Below are 15,976 nucleotides of genomic sequence, written 5' to 3' on the forward strand. Positions count from 1 at the left end.
CTTATTTTGCCGGTTCTTCAGTGACCACTACCTGTCCCTATGGACACATCCTAAAACAATGCCTTCAACAATTCCCAAAAGCTTTTCTTTTTTTCTGGTTCAGCTTTCTTGGTTTGTTTTTCTGTTTTTTTGATGCTTTCGGTTTTGATGACGAATTGGACGGATGAGATGTTTTCGTTTTTGGGAGATACGAAGGAAACAGGTTGGAAATCTGATTTGTCGTATTCCTGAATCATTTTGTTGATTTCTTCTTGCATTTGGTTCGGTAAGTCTTTTGTTTCTTGATATAACTCTTCTGTACCGTCTTGTAGTTCTCCAACGCCCTTATTCAATTCGCTTGTTCCGTCTGTTAGTTGAACAATTCCGGAATGCAGCTGTGCATACGATGAAGATAACTCGCTCACGCCACCTGTATAGCTTACTAACCCGGAATGGAAAGCACCGTAGTTAGAAGACAATGCTTCGATGCCTTTTTGTAATTCACTAAGTCCGCTGAGGTCCGTTTCTTTTAAAGAAGCGGAAATTTCATTAGCAATGGACGTTAAGGCGCCACTCATCTCACGCACAGCCCCATCCACCTGTTGTAAAGCTGGTTCCACAGCTGCAAAGGCCTGCTCTACATTTGCATATGTCCCTTTTACCTTTTGGGCAGCAGCATAAGTTGCAACCAGTTTATCTAGTGATTCAGAATCAGCTCCACTTTGATAAAGTGCGGCAATTTCCTCTTCTGAAAGTTGATTTGCTGGAATCTCTTTGATTGATCCGTCTAAGGCCCCATACGCAAGAGCATAGTTCTTTTGCAAGGAACTAAGACCATTTGCCGTCTCTGTCAAACCTTCTGCCAATTGAAGGAGGCCTGATGGCAACTTATTTAGACTTGATAAATCAATCTCCGCAGCATCTCCCGAAAGGCCTGCATTAATTTTTCTCAGTGCGTCTTGTATAGAGCTTGAGGCATGGACGATCTCTGGGGAGGAGCCACTCAGCTTATTGATCCCATTATTATATTGTGCAGAACCGTCTCGAAGGCTTGCTGCTCCACTATTCATTTGAGCAACTCCATCCTGTAATTCCGCCACACCTTCGTTTAATTGCTTGATGGCATCAGATAATTGCCCCATATCTTCTGTCATATTTTCGGTTCCGCTTGTGTCAATCGGTAGGGTCGATGGAACAGCCGCTATTTCCACCCCTTGAAATTCAAAGTCCTTTACTTCTGCTTTGACAGCAAGCTTTTCCTCCTGGCCAGGCATGACGGTAAACGTGATTTGCTTGTTTTTCCCTGCATTTGCAAGCATTGCACCAGCCGCCTCCAAGTTCTGATATGAATTTGGAAACATCAAGGAAATCTGTAATAAATAGTTTTCAAAAAATACAGATTCGACCTCTTTATTTTCAGAAGTCTCCATAATTATTTCTAGTTGACCGGACTCTCCCGCCAATTCTGCTGGTTCGATTTCACGCCCATCCAGCAAAAAAGTTACCTTCACATCCCAAGGCAAGTCGGTTCCTTCTTCCATATTACCTTGATAGTAGAACTTACCTTTCTCTGCATCAAAGCGAACGTTTTCATCCTCTTGTTGAAGCTCTGTTAAATCCGTCAGATTTTTTACGCTGCTGTAGGAACCATAATCGAGAATCTCTCCAGCTTGTGCTACCTCAAGCGTATTAACGACATAGATTGAACCCAAGTCACCATTTGCTTTTAATGTTGCATAGATAACTTCATCTTTTGTTCTAACATTGCCTTTTGTATCTGCCTCTACCCCTGCAGCATTACTAAGAAAGGAAGGGAAGACTATCATTCCTGCGAGCGCTACACATAGTATTTTTCTTTTATTCATCATCACTTCTCCTCATAGAAATTAGCTTTATAGGTCGTTTTCTTCACAAGCTTGTCGCACACTAACAATAGTGCTGGCAAAAGAATTAATACCATCACAAATGCTAGTAAAGCACCTCTTCCAAGTAATAATCCGATAGATCCAACAATAGGATTGGAAGATGTAATCCATAAAATAAATCCAACACTCGATAATATTGCAGCCGATATCGAAATAGAGAATGTTTTCTCATCCAACGTTTTAACGATGGCTTTGACTGCAGACATTTCTTTGCGCTTATGACTATATTCCTCGATAAATAAAACGCCATAATCCAAGGTTGCCGCAAGCTGTACGGTACTAACGATTAAATAGCCTACAAATACTAATGGCGTTTCCGTAAAGTAAGGAATGGACAGATTAATCCATACAGCAGATTGAATAGTAATGAGCAATATGACTGGAATACTGAAGGAACGGAAACTTAGTAACAACACAAGTGCAATCGTTCCTATCGTTAGCACGTTTACGAGCGTATTGTCTTTTGTGACCGTATCTTTGATATCATTTAATGTCACACTTTCACCTAAGCTAAGCGACTCATTCCCATAATAGTTGGAGGCCGTATCCTGTACTCTTTCTACGATTGAAAAAGGTATGTCTCCTTCTGTCCCCTGGTTCGTATTAATGATGATTCTACTGTAATTTTCAGAGTAAAATTGATTCGTAATCGATTCACCTAAATACTCAGGTGGAATAACAGGATCGACCATGTTCACATAGGAGATAACACTTGTTACATAATCAAGCTCTTCTAGGTCTACCACTAGTTCCTCTTCTTTTGGCACATCACCTTTTGGAACTAAAAGAACAATAGGAGTTGTTTCGCCAAAATTATCTTGAATCAACTGGTAGTCCTTCCCAGCTCGAGTATCTTCTGGCAGTTCTCCAAGACCATACGTAAACGTTGTATTGCTTTGTGCTAAAAATGCCGGAATAATAAGGGCGGCTACAAGTAAAATACTAGGAACGGTTAGCTTAATAATCCTTTTTCCAATGCCATCAAAGCTAGGAATAAAGCTACGATGTTTCGTTTTCTCCATCCATTTGTAAAAATACAACGTCAGTGCTGGCAAGAAGACCATGACACTGATAAAACTTAGAACAATCCCTTTTACAAGATTTAGTCCAAGATCTGATCCAATTTCAAACTTCATAAATGTAAGTGCGATAAAACCGAAGAATGTAGTTGCGGCACTTACTGCAATAGCTGGAAATGATTTTTTCATGGCAAGCTCCATTGCTTCTTCTGGATTATTCGTCTTTTTTAAATAATCGGAAAAGCTATGAAGCAAAAACACCGCATAATCGAGCGACACGGCGAGCTGCAAGATTGGTGCTACTGATTGTGTGACAAAGGAAACCTCTCCAATAAAAATGTTGGTCCCAAGGTTAATCAAGACCGAAACACCAATAGCCGTCAGGAAAAATAGCGGCTCTATCCATGATTTAGTGGAGACAACCAGAATCAAAATAATAATGGGAACTAATAAAAGCGCTGCATACAAGGACTCGTTACCAGCCATTTTTTGTGAGCTGGCTGTATTGATCGCCTCTCCTGCAATGGCGCCCTCCTCCCCAATCACTTCATAGATGGCGTCAGTCGTTGCTACTTCCTCTCCCTCTTGGACACTAATAGAGTAAAGTGCATGGTTATTTTTATAGTAGGTTTCCACCATCTCGGCATCGGCCATTTCCAAAGGAGTCTTCAAATCAACGACATCATCTAGCCACAACACATCGGACACACCGTCAATAGAAGACAGTTTATCCTTGAAGGCAAGTGCATCCTGGATGGAAATGTCCATCATCATTACCCTTGTATCTGGAACCGAGCCAGTAAACTCTTCTTCCATAATTTCCATCGCCCTAGTAGACTGGGCATCTTTTGGCAAATAATCCACCATATTATAATTGACTGAAACAAAAAACTGCGCAACGGTAGCAAGGATCGCTACTAATGTAAACACAATTAAAACAGCCTTTTTATGTTTAATGATACGTGATGCTATATTTATCATGTTTCATCCTCTCTTGTGCTTTTAGGCTTTTCACCTTATCATTATATAAGACACGGTGTTGGATACTCAACAAACAGTTGCACATCCAACGTTATATAGGCAACACTAAAAATTATATTGTTGGTTAAAAGGGAAATTTTTTTGTGGAAGGACCGTTGAAAACATGAGCGAAAAATTAGACCGCAGAAAAAAATATACACGTAAAGTATTGAAAGAAAGTCTTATGTCTTTATTGAAAGAAAAATCAATTGGAAGTATTACCATAAAAGAGATCTGTGAACTAGCAGACATCAACCGATCGACTTTCTATGCCCATTTCTCTAGTCAATACGACTTGCTGAATTCCATAGATGATGAGTTTACCGAGGATATGGTCAAAACGTTAAATCAATATAATTTCTTAAAAGAAGACGAAGCATACCAAATGACCATGAAAATCTTTGAGTATATTGCAGCCAAAAGTGAGATTTGTAAGCTTTTACTCAGCGAAAACACCGAGGTACAATTTCAGAAAAAAGGCATGCAAATTGCCAAGCAATATATATTAAAGAACTGGCTCACAGACAAGCAAATAGACCCAGAAACGTACGAATACCTAAGTGTATTCTTCGTCAGTGGAAGTATCTACACCATCAAAAGATGGCTCGAAAATGACATGAACAAAAGCCCAAGCGAAATGGCCGACCTCCTCCACCTCTACATCAACCGCGGCCTCTCGGACATGCGATAGGGTGTACACGGGGACAGGTACATCGCAAAGGAAAAAGATGTAAATAAATACACAAAAAAACTTCACTTAAAGCTTTCTATTTCGTGGAAGAGGGCCTGTCCCTCCATCCACCCAAAAGATTAAGGAGAAAATCAATATGTCCGTTCCCTTAAATAATAAAACAACAGTAAGAAAAAAACGTGCCGTTTCATTAGATCTAGCAAGAGGTGCCATGCTACTACTCATTGCACTCGCACATGCCCCTCTGTATTTGTACGCCTCTGAACCCGGGATTATGCAAAGGGCAGAAAGCATCAACTTCTTTGATCAAGTCGTGAACCTTTTTGGCATATTCATTATTGATAATCGGGCAAGAGCGATGTTTGCCGTATTATTAGGGTATGGTTTCGTACTTGCTTTTCAAAGTCAAATTTCTAAAGGAAAAAGCGAAACAAATGCTTTAAAAATGATACGACGACGCTCTTGGTATTTGATTCTATTCGGGATCGTGTTAGCAGTCTTCATTGGCGGTCAAGACATTCTAATGGCATACGGTTTTGCCGGGCTTCTCGTTAGTTGGCTATTAAAACGTGAAATCAAAGCACTAATACGAACGTTTACGGTTATCACTTTAATCTATTGTCTTTTCACCCCTATATTATGGGGCTTCAACATGCTAGAACTCGGAAGCTATGGTTTTGCTCCAGACGTTTCAGCCACAGACACATATCTAAGCACAACCTTGTTAAACCTGATTATTTTCCCTATCATTCCGATCATGATTCATTTTATGTTCCCTGTCCTTCCTTCCGTTTTACTAGGAATGTGGATTGCGAGATATCAGCTTTTAACAAAACCAGAACAACATTTAAAAACACTTTATTTCATAACCCTTATAGGATTAACTGTCTCCTTACTTGGAGCTTTACCTTTATCCTTTTTAGGGAGCATATGGAACCCTGGTTTCTTTATAGCAGGTTTAATTGGTGGACTCCACATGTTAACAGGAATCGCTGGAGGATTAGCCTATGCAGCAATTTTTGGAATAATCGGTGCAAAGTTGAAAAAGGTCGGGCGCATTAGCAAATCTATAATGGCTTTAGGGAAACGCTCTTTAACATTCTATGTTTGGAATGAGGCCCTGCTCGTTCTATTCCTATCACCAGTAGCACTTGATTTAGGAGGACGTGTGAGTAACGGTATAGCTGCTATGATTGCAGTGGGGATTTGGACCCTTTCTGTCGTTTTCGCGAGTTTAATGGAAAAAAATAATCTCAATGGTCCATTGGAAATAGTATTGAGGCGATTAGTTTATAATAATAAATAACTAAAAGACACCCGAGGAATTCTTGGAGTACCTCGGGTGTCTTTTGATTTTAAAGCATTTATCAATAACAATTCGCCCTAATCTTCTTCATTAATAAATTAATTCGAGGGGTGACAGGGCACCTTTACTATTCACTACTCCACTCTTTTTGCGTAGCGAAGATCTGGGTTTCGCAGTACGTCAAAGCGAATGCCTTCTATTTTTTCACTTACTAGTGCGTTTTGTGCGGAGAAGAGGATTGGGATGATTGGTAGGTCCTCCATGAGCACAGCTTCTGCTTGATGTAGTAATTCGATTCTTTTTGCCGGGTCTTGCTCTAAGTTGGAAACTTCAATCAATTGATCATAGTCCGCGTTACTCCAGTTCGTAAAGTTACTAGAGTTAGTTGTTGTATAATGACTTAACACTCCTAGTGGATCAAGGAATTCGCCTCCCCAGCCCATTCGAGCCGCTTGGAAGTTCTTTTGTTTAAATGTATCGATATACGTTTTCCACTCTTGGTTTTCTAAAGCAACGCTAATACCTAAGTTTTGCTTTAACATCTCTTGAACTGCTTCTGCAATCTTCTTATGATTATCAGCAGTATTGTATTTAAACGTAACCGCTGGCAACTCGCTCCAGCCTTCTTCCTTCAAGCCTTCTTCAAGTAATTGCTTCGCTTCCTCTGGATCAAACCCATAATACTTCTCACTTTGATCACGGAAATCCTTGTCGTCTGGTGTGATTACACCATATGGTACATAGCCAAATGCAGCTGCTTCTCCTGCTTTTGTGATATTATTGACAATTGCTTCACGGTCAATCGCATAAGAAAGTGCTTGTCTAATTTTTTTATTCGTAAATGGTGCTTCCTCTACATTGAAAGAGAAGGTATAAACACTAAACGATGGTTCAGAAACATATTCTTGATTATTTTTTTCTTGCTCAACAGAATCCAATGGTAATGCACGGATTAAATCTAATTCTTTTGTTTTAAACATTTGATAGTAAGTTGTTGCATCTGCTACCATCTCAAAGTTGATTTTCTCCATTGAAACAGCTGCGTTATTCCAGTATTGATCATTTTTCACTAATACAATCTCTTGATCATGCTTCCAGCTATCTAATGTGTAAGCTCCGTTTGTCACGATTGAGTCCGCTTCACCAGACCAATTTTCATTAGCTTCTACTACTGACTGATTAACTGGTAAAAACTCAGCACGAACTAATAGCTGTTTGAAAAAGGCAGTAGGAGACTCTAATTCTACGATTAATGTATGCTCGTCCGGAGCAGTAATCCCAACTTCCTCCACTGGTCCATTACCAGTGTTGTAGTTTTCTGCACCTTTAATATAGTAAAAAGAAGTAGGGCTGTAAGCTGCAGTTTCAGGGTTTAATACTCGTTTCCAAGCATATTCAAAGTCCTTCGCTGTAAGCGCGTCACCGTTTGACCATTTTAATCCTTCTTTAATTGTAATGGTATAGGTTTTTCCATCCTCGGATAGATCGACTTCACTTGCTGCACCTTCTACAAGCTGTCCATCTTTATCGTAATCTAGTATTCCTTCAAATAAATGCTGAATAACCCAGAAAGAAGTAGTATCAGATGCAAAGGCAGGGTCTAACGTATATGGTTCTCCACCTAGATTAGTAGTGATTTCTTGTGGTACAGCTTCCCCATTTTCAGATGAAGATTTGGCATTATCAGATGCGCAGCCAGTCAAGGCAGTCAATACGATTAGTAAAATTACAATTAACGTAAGTTGAAGTTTTTTCATGATTATTCCTCCGTCTCTTTTTTTAAATTGCGTATAAATGACAAGCTACCCAGTGATCCTTCGTAACTTCTTTCCATTTTGGTGGTGTTTCCTCACACTCCGTTGTAGCCATTGGACATCTTGTGCTAAAAGGACATCCTTTCGGTGGATGCAAAGGACTTGGTGGGTCCCCCTTTAACATCGTTTTTTCACGTTTCCCTTTTTGATTTGGATGGGTGACAGGAACAGATGAGAGTAAAGCTTGTGTGTAAGGATGTAATGGTTTGGAGAAAATCGTTTCACTTTCTGCCAACTCCATCAACTTACCTAAATACATCACTCCAATTCGATCGCTTATGTGCTTCACCATTGCAAGGTCATGGGCGATAAATAAATAGGTTAACTCCTCTTCCTTTTGTAAATCCTCCAGAAGATTTACCACCTGCGCTTGAATAGAAACATCCAATGCGGAAATAGGTTCATCCGCTACAATAAAAGAAGGCTTTACTGCCAATGCTCTAGCAATTCCAATTCTTTGTCGTTGTCCTCCACTAAATTCATGAGGAAATCTTCTTGCATGATCACGATGCAAGCCTACCTTTTCTAACAACTCTGCTACTTTTTCGCTTCTTTCTTTTCGAGAAGCTAACCCGTATGCATCCATGCCTTCTGCAATGATATCCTCCACCCGCATTCTTGGATTTAATGAAGCATGAGGATCCTGAAAAATCACCTGCATTTTCCGATTAACTTCTCGCTTTTCTTTGTTTGATAACGTTGACACATTCCTCCCTTCAAAGAAAATTTCTCCCTCGGTTTGCTCGTATAAGCCAACTATCGTACGACCAAGCGTCGATTTACCGCTCCCACTTTCTCCTACTAGTCCAAGCGTTTCTCCTTTTTTTATCGAAAAACTGATCCCATCCACAGATTTCACACTGGCACCTGAACTATGGGAAAAATATTTCCTAACATCCTTTATTATTAAAATCTCATCAGACAACCTGCTCCCTCCCTTCCCCGATCATTGCCTTTGCTCGCTCATCTAAAAGCCAACAGCTAACTTGATGATTCTCCGAAATTTCCGTCCTAGCTGGAAGATGCTGTGCACACACTTCCATCGCGTATTTACACCGTTCTGCAAAAGGGCAGCCACTAATCGGATTAAATAAATCAGGCGGTGAACCCTCAATTGGTGTTAATCGCTCTTGCCTATTTAGCCCGAGGCGAGGAACTGAGTTTAATAGTCCCCATGTATATGGGTGCTTAGGGTTATCAAATATTTCATCTACGGTACCGGTTTCCACAATCATCCCTGCGTACATAACAGCAACTCGTTGCGCGGTTTCAGCTACTACACCTAAATCATGCGTAATTAATAGAATGGCAGTATTTCTTTCCGTCTGTATTTCCCTTAATAAATCTAAAATTTGCGCTTGGATCGTGACATCTAACGCAGTTGTTGGCTCATCAGCAATAATGAGTTCTGGTCTACATGCTAAAGCAATAGCGATGATAACACGCTGCCTCATTCCTCCACTAAACTCATGAGGATATTGATTATATCGCTGCTCAGCATCTGGAATCCCAACCAAACGAATCAGCTCTATTGCCCGTTCCTTTACTTCTTTTTTAGATAAATTCTGATGGAACGCAATTCCCTCTTCTATTTGCTTTCCAATAACCATCGTAGGATTAAGAGAGGTCATAGGATCTTGAAATACAAAGCCAATCTCTGAGCCTCTTATTTTATAAAGCTCTCTTTTTTCCATTTCAAGCACATTTTTCCCTTTAAAATGAATCGCTCCATTAAGCTTCGTTCCGTCTTTTCGCGATACCATGCCAATAATCGATTGAGCGGTCACACTTTTCCCACTGCCACTCTCACCAACTAAAGCTAAGGTTTCTCCTTTATTCACATGAAAAGTAGCCCCTCTTACCGCTTGAACACTACCGCCATAAACGGGAAAATTCACTTCGAGCTCCTTCACTTCCAACAATGTCTCCATATTCAGCCTTCACTCCTTTCTTTATTTTTTCGATCGTGGATCTAACGCATCTTGTAAACCATCTCCTAAAGCATTAAACGCAAACATTGTAAGTGAAATCATAAGTGCAGGAAAAAACAACCTCCACCATTGGCCACTTAATATGACACCTAAAGCATCATTCGCCATCGTGCCCCAGCTCGCAATAGGTGATTGAACTCCTAAACCAAGGAAGCTTAGAAAGGATTCTGCAAAAATTGCCTGTGGGATCGTAAATGTTAACGTCACAATGATGATCCCCATCGCGTTCGGCAAAAGATGTTTCGTAATAATTTTCACATGAGAGGTCCCCAGCTTTTGCGCAGCTAAGACAAATTCCTGTTGTTTAATTTGTAAAAGCTGCCCTCTAACAATCCGGGCCATTCCTACCCAACCAGTGATGGACAAGGCAATAATCATGGTTAATATCCCTGGCTTCATGACGATAAGTAGGAGAATAACCACTAATAGATAAGGAATTCCATATAAAACCTCTACTAATCTCATAAGCCATCTATCTATCAAGTCACCAAATTTCCCTCTTCCGGCCATGTATCCGGAAACTCCACCAACTACTACCCCAATTACTAAATCAATCGCAGCTGCTGCAAATCCAATCAATAAGGAAATTCTTGCACCTGACCAGGTTCTTGCCCAAACATCTCGCCCAAGATCATCCGTTCCAAACCAGTGTGTACTTGATGGAGCAAGGTTCGCATTTGTTAGGGTTTGTTCATTCGGAGTGAACGGGACAAGTTGCGGTCCAACGAGTGCCAATCCCATAATAATCATGAGCAGCAATAAACCAACTAACGCTAATTTATTTTTAGTAATTTTAATAATCGATTCTTTCCAAAGCGGCAAACTCGGCTTCGGCTTTTTGATAAATCTAGTTTGATCTATTGGGCGAAATAGCTCATCAGCAGGAGCAATATTCTTGTCCATCCTTAATCCTCCCTACTTGCTATTTTTATTCGCGGATCGATGAAACGGTAGGACAGATCTATTAAGAACAATGTGATGATGAGAATAATGCTATAAAAAATAGTCGTCCCTAGTATCACTGTATAATCGCGGTTAAAGATACTATCCACAAAATATCGACCAATCCCCGGAATCGCAAAGATTTTCTCTATGACAAATGTTCCTGTAATGAGGGAGGCAAAAAGCGGACCGATGAATGTCATCACTGGAATAAGTCCATTACGTAATCCATGTCTCCAAATCACTTTAAAATCAGGCAATCCTTTTGCCTCCGCAGTACGAATATAATTCTGATTCAACACTTCAATCATGCTCACTCGAACAAAGCGAGCAATAATAGCTACTGGTCCAACTGCTAAAGCAACTGTAGGGAGAATGGTATGTTGCCAAGTTCCCCATGATGCTACCGGTAAAAGCCCCCACTCCACCGCAATATATTTAATAAAAAGTGGCGCAAGTATAAAACTCGGTACAGAAATTCCTATTATCGCAATACACATTGAAAAGAAATCCAAAAATCGATTATGGTGTAAAGCCGCGATAATTCCTAAAGCAATGCCAACTACGATAGCAAGAATCAAGGATTGCAACCCAAGGATCGCTGATGGAACAAAACCATTCGAGATAATCGTATTCACATCGCGGTTAGACTGTATGGATGGTCCAAAATCGAGTAACAATAGATTTTTCATATAGAGTATGTATTGAACTGGTAACGGCTTGTCGAGATTATATTTCTCCCGCATGTTCTGCAATACATCTTCTGGCAGTGCTTTAGCATCCGTTGAAAATGGATCCCCTGGAATAGAATGCATGATAAGAAACGTTAATGTAACTATAATCCAGAGGGTAACGAGCATGGAAAATACCCTTTTGGTAAAAAACATATATTACTCACCTCACTCATTTTATCGAGTAAACTTATTGGTTTACTCGGTTTTATACGTAGTTCATCCCACCAACATCACCATAGACCTCATTTTAGACAATAAAAAAACTTCTCAACAAAGATAAGTTGAGAAGTTAGGAACTCGTCACTCATCTTATCTTTCCAAGCATTAGCTTGGTGGAATTGGCACAGTGCTATTAAAAGCCTGCTGCCGAGGTATCATAGGGCCAGGTCCCTCCACCTCTCTGGATAAGAAAAATCTATCGTAATATTATAAATGTAGTAGTTATAAAAACTATTTCGTAAGCTGAACTATCAAACTACAGTAATGGTAAATCATAACTATAATTCTGTCAAACAAATATTAAAAGAAGTAAAATTTAGAATATTGTATACTATTCCGCCGTATTCGACAAACTTCAAAGGATGACAAGGCACCACAAAAGGTACCTCACCTATACCGATCTTCTAATTTCTTTATTTTCTTCAGCCCTGTTAGTACCCATGTTTGGCGTGGAAGATATTTATATAATAAAATTGTGTAGATGGTTGCTACTGTCGCACCAGTCAGCACATCAAGTGGATAGTGAACTCCTACCCATATTCTTGATATTCCCATCGCACCTGCAATTAAAAGCCAAATGACATTTCTCGGGTTTGCTAACCAAAAAGCTATACAGAAAGAAAAGAACAAAATTGTATGATCACTCGGAAATGAATTGTTCATCTCTTTCTCTATGAGAGCTTGAACGTTAGGAAGCTCCACAAATGGTTGGAAATTCTGATGGAATTGACCTAGAAGCCGAGCAGTAAGATAAGCCAAAATAAAGGATAAGCTACCAGCTAACACAACTAAACGAGTATGCTCCGTTTGTTTTACCCAGGCATAAAGAAGATAGATTGCTAGGAACACAACCGCATACTTCGTAAAGAAAACTACAACCGGATTTATTGCTGAAAAGGTATGACCCCAAGCATAAATATCATAAAATAACGTCTCATTCCAATGTTGCATGAAAAGTTCCACTCTTTCTTATTAATTTACCTATCAGTTCATATACAAAAATCCCAAGATCCCCATTTACAAACAACTTCGCAGAGTCTGCGAACCTACATTCTACCATACATCCATCTCATGAAATAAGAAAAACAGGGAGTGTAACACACTCCCTGTCTGTTAGGGGCAGAGGATTGAAATCACGCCCCTTCTCCCTTTTTCTTATTGAAAGTGCTTGTGAGAGCCGTCACAGTTAGGCGGCTTTTGAGAATGTCCACAAGTGCAATCATTTAATCCCTTTCCATCGAGAATTTTCGGTATACATTTTTCAATCCTCGACACTCGAGTTTTGGATTGCTTGGGTTGAGAAAAATGAAGAATATATGCTCGTTGGCGGCCCGGGGTCAATGCTTCAAAAGCAGTTTTCAACTCCGGGACTTCAGCGAATATAATGTCAAGCTCTTCCGGAATGCTAAATTCTTTATGCTCTTTAGGTTTCACTTGCAATCCGGCTTTCTCCACTTCAATAGCTTCATGAATATAAGCCTTCAAGACAGGTTCCATTTCAATGATTTCTTGAACATTGGTGAAGCGAATCTGGCGCGCCGCCTGTACATTCTCCGTCTGTTGGACTAGAATCCCATTAGCATCCTTTAACAAGGCACCTTTATGAAACAGAAGCGCACAATATTCTTTAAATCCATGTATTAAAACGATATTCTTTTTCTCAAATGTGTAGCAAGGATGCATCCACTTAAAATCTTCCGTCAGCTCACAGTCAAGAACGATACTTCTCAACTGCTCAAATTCTTCCTTCCAATTCTGAGCTTTACTTAAAAATTCCTCAACCTTAGGATTCAATCTACTATTTGTCATTAAGGAACACTCCTTTTCAAAAGAACCTTTGGACATTTAAACAACGTCACTTAAAAGGATTACTTTTACCTTCTATTCGTGAACGAGGTACTGCCCCTTCGTTCACTTCATTATCATTTTCAACTAAATGTTTAAGAATCGCCAACTTATTATTCCAAAATTGCTCGTAATAAGAAAGCCACTGGCTTACTTCTGTTAACGGTTCTGGGTTCAATTGATAGATTTTTTCTCTGCCTACTTTTTTTCCACTGACTAAACTCGCTTCGGAGAGTACAGTGAGATGCTTGGCTATGGCTGTACGACTAATTGGAAATTGAGCTGTTATTTCTGAGATAGCTAACTCATCGTTGGAAAGCAATCGAAGGATCTCTCTTCTGGTTGGGTCGGCAATGGCTTGAAATACATCATGCTTTAATGCTGACACTTATCCTTCAATAACCTTTCGAAGTCCTTCATTAACAATTTTAACCCAACCATGATCCATTCTTTCACGAATAACAGAACTTTTCTCGTTTGCTTTTGGAAGAACCGCATCTGGAGCTTTCCATCCGCCATGTATAAGGGTAAACTCTGTTTTTTCACCTAAGTCTTTTAATAAAAAAGAAACGACCCAACCATCTGTATCCCATGAAAACGAAATTTTATTCGGTTCATCCACTTCTAATACTTTGCATGGAGATGGACCAAATGGAGATTGCACATGAAATTCATGCCCTACTATCGGTTCAAAATCATTTGGCATGAACCATGCTGCAATACCTTCAGAAGTTGATACTGTATCCCAAACTTTTTGTATAGATGCTTCAAATACGACCGTTTGCTTTATATCTTGTAAAGTTTCCATCTTAATTTCTCCTTTATATGTAGATTAAGTAACACCTTTTGGTTTCGTTTTTTGATTATACAACACCATTTGGTTTTACGTCAAATGTCGACCAACTAATTTTAATGGACGGAGTAACATGACCTGTCCCTCCGTCCACCTATGGTTATATTAAACATTTTCTAATTACCGACATTCCCACGAATCAGTTTCCATATTAATTTGATTTGGAGCATTTTTATCACTAGTAATTTCTTACATCCTTTCGAACACATGACTATAAACTGATCCCTATAACAAAATAATGTAAAGCACCCTTGACATTAATCGGAATGTAAAGTAAGCTTTACTTACAACCGATTGTAAAGCTAGCTTTACAAAAGTGATCGGAGGTGTGGAAACGATGAGAAATCGAATCAAAGATCTGCGCAAAGCTAGGAAGATGACGCAAGAGGACCTAGCAATACAAGTAGGCGTCTCGAGACAATCAATCATTGCCATCGAATCTGGAAAATATAATCCATCACTCGAACTGGCATATAACATTTCGAAGGCATTCGATTGCATAATCGAAGAGGTCTTTTTATTGGAAGAAAGGGGAGAGGAATAATGGGAGGACAACAATTACTTGGATTGTTAGCATTATATGGAGGAGCTGTATTAGGTATTTTAGGCTGGTGGTTTGGACGACGGATAGTCAAAAAGCAGCGTGGTTTAGATGAACTACATGAACATATTTGGCAAAAGTCTCGATCAATTTCTTGGTTTTTCACCCTTGCTTCTAGCTATGTATTATTTTCTTTGGTCATATTCGGAATTGAAATAAGTGCCGCAATGGTTCTGAGCGTCATTTTGACTGTTCATTTGGCGAGCTGGGGTATTACTGGTGTGATATTGTCTATCAACATGAATATGACCGAACCTTTAAAACCCTCTAGAGTTAAATTCGGAATTTCCATTGTGGCAGTGTCACTTATTATCTTTACAATCTTATCAATTACTACCGGCAACTGGTGGTTTCTGATTGCTAGCATTCCACCAAACACCATTGGGCTAATAAGTGCATTAACTCCTGAAAGAAACGGTGAGGATTAAACTTGGTACTTGATAAAAAAATAGTGTTGATTTTTACTAATGTTGATTGTGGCGGAAGATGTGAAACACCTGTGGGATGTTATTGCTCCCCTTTGGAAACCCTCCTTCATAGGGTTTCCAAAGGAGGTAGCTAGGAAATCGGTTCCATTTGAAAGGCGGTGATAACCATGGCACACGAAGGGAAAAAGCTTATACCAGGATTAGGCACTTTAGTTAAGATACAACCCGATGAGGTTAGTTTTCAGATAGAGTACCAAGCTGACTCTACTGCAGCTACACTACCTGAGTTAGTAGCAGACTTTAACGAGCTATTAGCTAAACTTCAAGCAGCAGGTATTATGAAAAAGCAATAGTCCATAACCAGGTCAGGGACATAGCCCCTGGCTTATTATTCTTGAATATAACGAACATGCAATAAAATGTTATGAAAAGTATGGTTTTAAGCGGACGCAGGTGCATCTTCCATAGAAAGATTGTAAAACAATACACAAAAGAACTTATTAAACACTTAAACAACATCACTTAAAAGGATTACTATCGCTACACCAAATGGCATTCCGTAATGTTAACTTTTCACTCAGTCAGACCATTGTTCCAAGGCAGTTACAT

General features: G+C 39.6%; 16 protein-coding genes and 1 riboswitch. Of the genes, 5 read left to right on the forward strand and 11 right to left on the reverse strand.

The features are described from left to right. Positions 1-50 precede the first annotated feature (50 nt). Together BK580_RS20165 and BK580_RS20170 are read right to left on the reverse strand one after the other, a co-directional pair. Positions 51-1,847 (reverse strand): hypothetical protein, encoded by a 1,797-nt coding sequence (locus BK580_RS20165; protein ID WP_078382071.1) that lies wholly within the window; start codon positions 1,845-1,847, stop codon positions 51-53. Beyond that, complete coding sequence (locus BK580_RS20170) at positions 1,847-3,904, reverse strand: efflux RND transporter permease subunit (protein ID WP_078382072.1); 2,058 nt, start codon at positions 3,902-3,904, stop codon at positions 1,847-1,849. Before BK580_RS20170 ends, BK580_RS20165 begins: the two co-directional genes overlap by 1 nt. A gap of 163 nt (positions 3,905-4,067) precedes the next feature. Between BK580_RS20170 and BK580_RS20175 the strand changes: the two genes are divergently transcribed. Together BK580_RS20175 and BK580_RS20180 are read left to right on the forward strand one after the other, a co-directional pair. Beyond that, positions 4,068-4,634: a TetR/AcrR family transcriptional regulator gene (locus BK580_RS20175; protein WP_078382073.1), complete on the forward strand. Its 567-nt coding sequence runs from the start codon at positions 4,068-4,070 to the stop codon at positions 4,632-4,634. 136 nt (positions 4,635-4,770) lie between these two features. Further along, positions 4,771-5,940: a DUF418 domain-containing protein gene (locus BK580_RS20180; protein WP_078382074.1), complete on the forward strand. Its 1,170-nt coding sequence runs from the start codon at positions 4,771-4,773 to the stop codon at positions 5,938-5,940. 134 nt (positions 5,941-6,074) lie between these two features. On the opposite strand, the gene BK580_RS20185 is transcribed toward BK580_RS20180, so the two are convergent. The 9 genes from BK580_RS20185 to BK580_RS20225 form a co-directional block, all read right to left on the reverse strand. Continuing rightward, a complete protein-coding gene (locus tag BK580_RS20185) occupies positions 6,075-7,697 on the reverse strand; it encodes a peptide ABC transporter substrate-binding protein (RefSeq protein ID WP_078382075.1) in 1,623 nt (540 codons plus the stop codon). A gap of 22 nt (positions 7,698-7,719) precedes the next feature. Next, positions 7,720-8,679 (reverse strand): ABC transporter ATP-binding protein, encoded by a 960-nt coding sequence (locus BK580_RS20190; RefSeq protein WP_078382076.1) that lies wholly within the window; start codon positions 8,677-8,679, stop codon positions 7,720-7,722. Beyond that, the gene (locus BK580_RS20195; RefSeq protein WP_078382077.1) at positions 8,672-9,685 is read right to left on the reverse strand and encodes an ABC transporter ATP-binding protein; all 1,014 of its coding nucleotides are present in this window, start codon (positions 9,683-9,685) and stop codon (positions 8,672-8,674) included. Before BK580_RS20195 ends, BK580_RS20190 begins: the two co-directional genes overlap by 8 nt. A 21-nt stretch (positions 9,686-9,706) precedes the next feature. Next, on the reverse strand, positions 9,707-10,648 hold the full coding sequence (locus BK580_RS20200) for an ABC transporter permease (RefSeq protein ID WP_078382078.1): 942 nt from the start codon (positions 10,646-10,648) through the stop codon (positions 9,707-9,709). 2 nt (positions 10,649-10,650) lie between these two features. Then, positions 10,651-11,574 carry an ABC transporter permease gene (locus tag BK580_RS20205; protein ID WP_078382079.1) on the reverse strand — a complete coding sequence of 308 codons (924 nt, stop codon included), beginning with the start codon at positions 11,572-11,574 and terminating at the stop codon, positions 10,651-10,653. Positions 11,575-11,727: 153 nt separating this feature from the next. Further along, positions 11,728-11,832: riboswitch (SAM riboswitch) on the reverse strand. Positions 11,833-12,027: 195 nt separating this feature from the next. Continuing rightward, positions 12,028-12,591, reverse strand: coding sequence for an undecaprenyl-diphosphatase (locus BK580_RS20210; protein ID WP_078382080.1), 564 nt, complete (start codon positions 12,589-12,591; stop codon positions 12,028-12,030). Between the two features lie 204 nt (positions 12,592-12,795). Beyond that, positions 12,796-13,449 carry a DUF1801 domain-containing protein gene (locus BK580_RS20215; RefSeq protein WP_078382081.1) on the reverse strand — a complete coding sequence of 218 codons (654 nt, stop codon included), beginning with the start codon at positions 13,447-13,449 and terminating at the stop codon, positions 12,796-12,798. A gap of 46 nt (positions 13,450-13,495) precedes the next feature. Next, entirely contained in the window at positions 13,496-13,873 is a 378-nt protein-coding gene (locus tag BK580_RS20220) for an ArsR/SmtB family transcription factor (protein WP_078382082.1), read from the reverse strand. Continuing rightward, on the reverse strand, positions 13,874-14,293 hold the full coding sequence (locus BK580_RS20225; protein WP_078382083.1) for an SRPBCC family protein: 420 nt from the start codon (positions 14,291-14,293) through the stop codon (positions 13,874-13,876). Between the two features lie 382 nt (positions 14,294-14,675). On the opposite strand from BK580_RS20225, the gene BK580_RS20230 reads away from it, so the two are divergent. From BK580_RS20230 to BK580_RS20240, 3 genes are all read left to right on the forward strand, one after another. Continuing rightward, on the forward strand, positions 14,676-14,882 hold the full coding sequence (locus BK580_RS20230) for a helix-turn-helix transcriptional regulator (protein WP_078382084.1): 207 nt from the start codon (positions 14,676-14,678) through the stop codon (positions 14,880-14,882). After that, a complete protein-coding gene (locus BK580_RS20235) occupies positions 14,882-15,367 on the forward strand; it encodes a hypothetical protein (RefSeq protein WP_078382085.1) in 486 nt (161 codons plus the stop codon). Before BK580_RS20230 ends, BK580_RS20235 begins: the two co-directional genes overlap by 1 nt. Before the next feature lie 167 nt (positions 15,368-15,534). Continuing rightward, positions 15,535-15,720 (forward strand): hypothetical protein, encoded by a 186-nt coding sequence (locus BK580_RS20240; protein ID WP_078382086.1) that lies wholly within the window; start codon positions 15,535-15,537, stop codon positions 15,718-15,720. Positions 15,721-15,976: the final 256 nt, after the last annotated feature.

It is taken from the genome of Sutcliffiella halmapala, assembly GCF_002019665.1.
Lineage (GTDB): Bacteria > Bacillota > Bacilli > Bacillales > Bacillaceae_I > Sutcliffiella_A > Sutcliffiella_A halmapala.

Bases quoted from the DNA above. Each gene is read 5' to 3' on its own strand.
- BK580_RS20180 (WP_078382074.1), top strand. From the start codon at position 4,771: ATGTCCGTTCCCTTAAATAATAAAACAACAGTAAGAAAAAAACGTGCC.
- BK580_RS20200 (WP_078382078.1), bottom strand. From the start codon at position 10,648: ATGGACAAGAATATTGCTCCTGCTGATGAGCTATTTCGCCCAATAGAT.
- BK580_RS20185 (WP_078382075.1), bottom strand. From the start codon at position 7,697: ATGAAAAAACTTCAACTTACGTTAATTGTAATTTTACTAATCGTATTG.
- BK580_RS20175 (WP_078382073.1), top strand. From the start codon at position 4,068: ATGAGCGAAAAATTAGACCGCAGAAAAAAATATACACGTAAAGTATTG.
- BK580_RS20195 (WP_078382077.1), bottom strand. From the start codon at position 9,685: ATGGAGACATTGTTGGAAGTGAAGGAGCTCGAAGTGAATTTTCCCGTT.
- BK580_RS20215 (WP_078382081.1), bottom strand. From the start codon at position 13,449: ATGACAAATAGTAGATTGAATCCTAAGGTTGAGGAATTTTTAAGTAAA.
- BK580_RS20235 (WP_078382085.1), top strand. From the start codon at position 14,882: ATGGGAGGACAACAATTACTTGGATTGTTAGCATTATATGGAGGAGCT.
- BK580_RS20230 (WP_078382084.1), top strand. From the start codon at position 14,676: ATGAGAAATCGAATCAAAGATCTGCGCAAAGCTAGGAAGATGACGCAA.
- BK580_RS20240 (WP_078382086.1), top strand. From the start codon at position 15,535: ATGGCACACGAAGGGAAAAAGCTTATACCAGGATTAGGCACTTTAGTT.
- BK580_RS20210 (WP_078382080.1), bottom strand. From the start codon at position 12,591: ATGCAACATTGGAATGAGACGTTATTTTATGATATTTATGCTTGGGGT.
- BK580_RS20170 (WP_078382072.1), bottom strand. From the start codon at position 3,904: ATGATAAATATAGCATCACGTATCATTAAACATAAAAAGGCTGTTTTA.
- BK580_RS20225 (WP_078382083.1), bottom strand. From the start codon at position 14,293: ATGGAAACTTTACAAGATATAAAGCAAACGGTCGTATTTGAAGCATCT.
- BK580_RS20165 (WP_078382071.1), bottom strand. From the start codon at position 1,847: ATGATGAATAAAAGAAAAATACTATGTGTAGCGCTCGCAGGAATGATA.
- BK580_RS20205 (WP_078382079.1), bottom strand. From the start codon at position 11,574: ATGTTTTTTACCAAAAGGGTATTTTCCATGCTCGTTACCCTCTGGATT.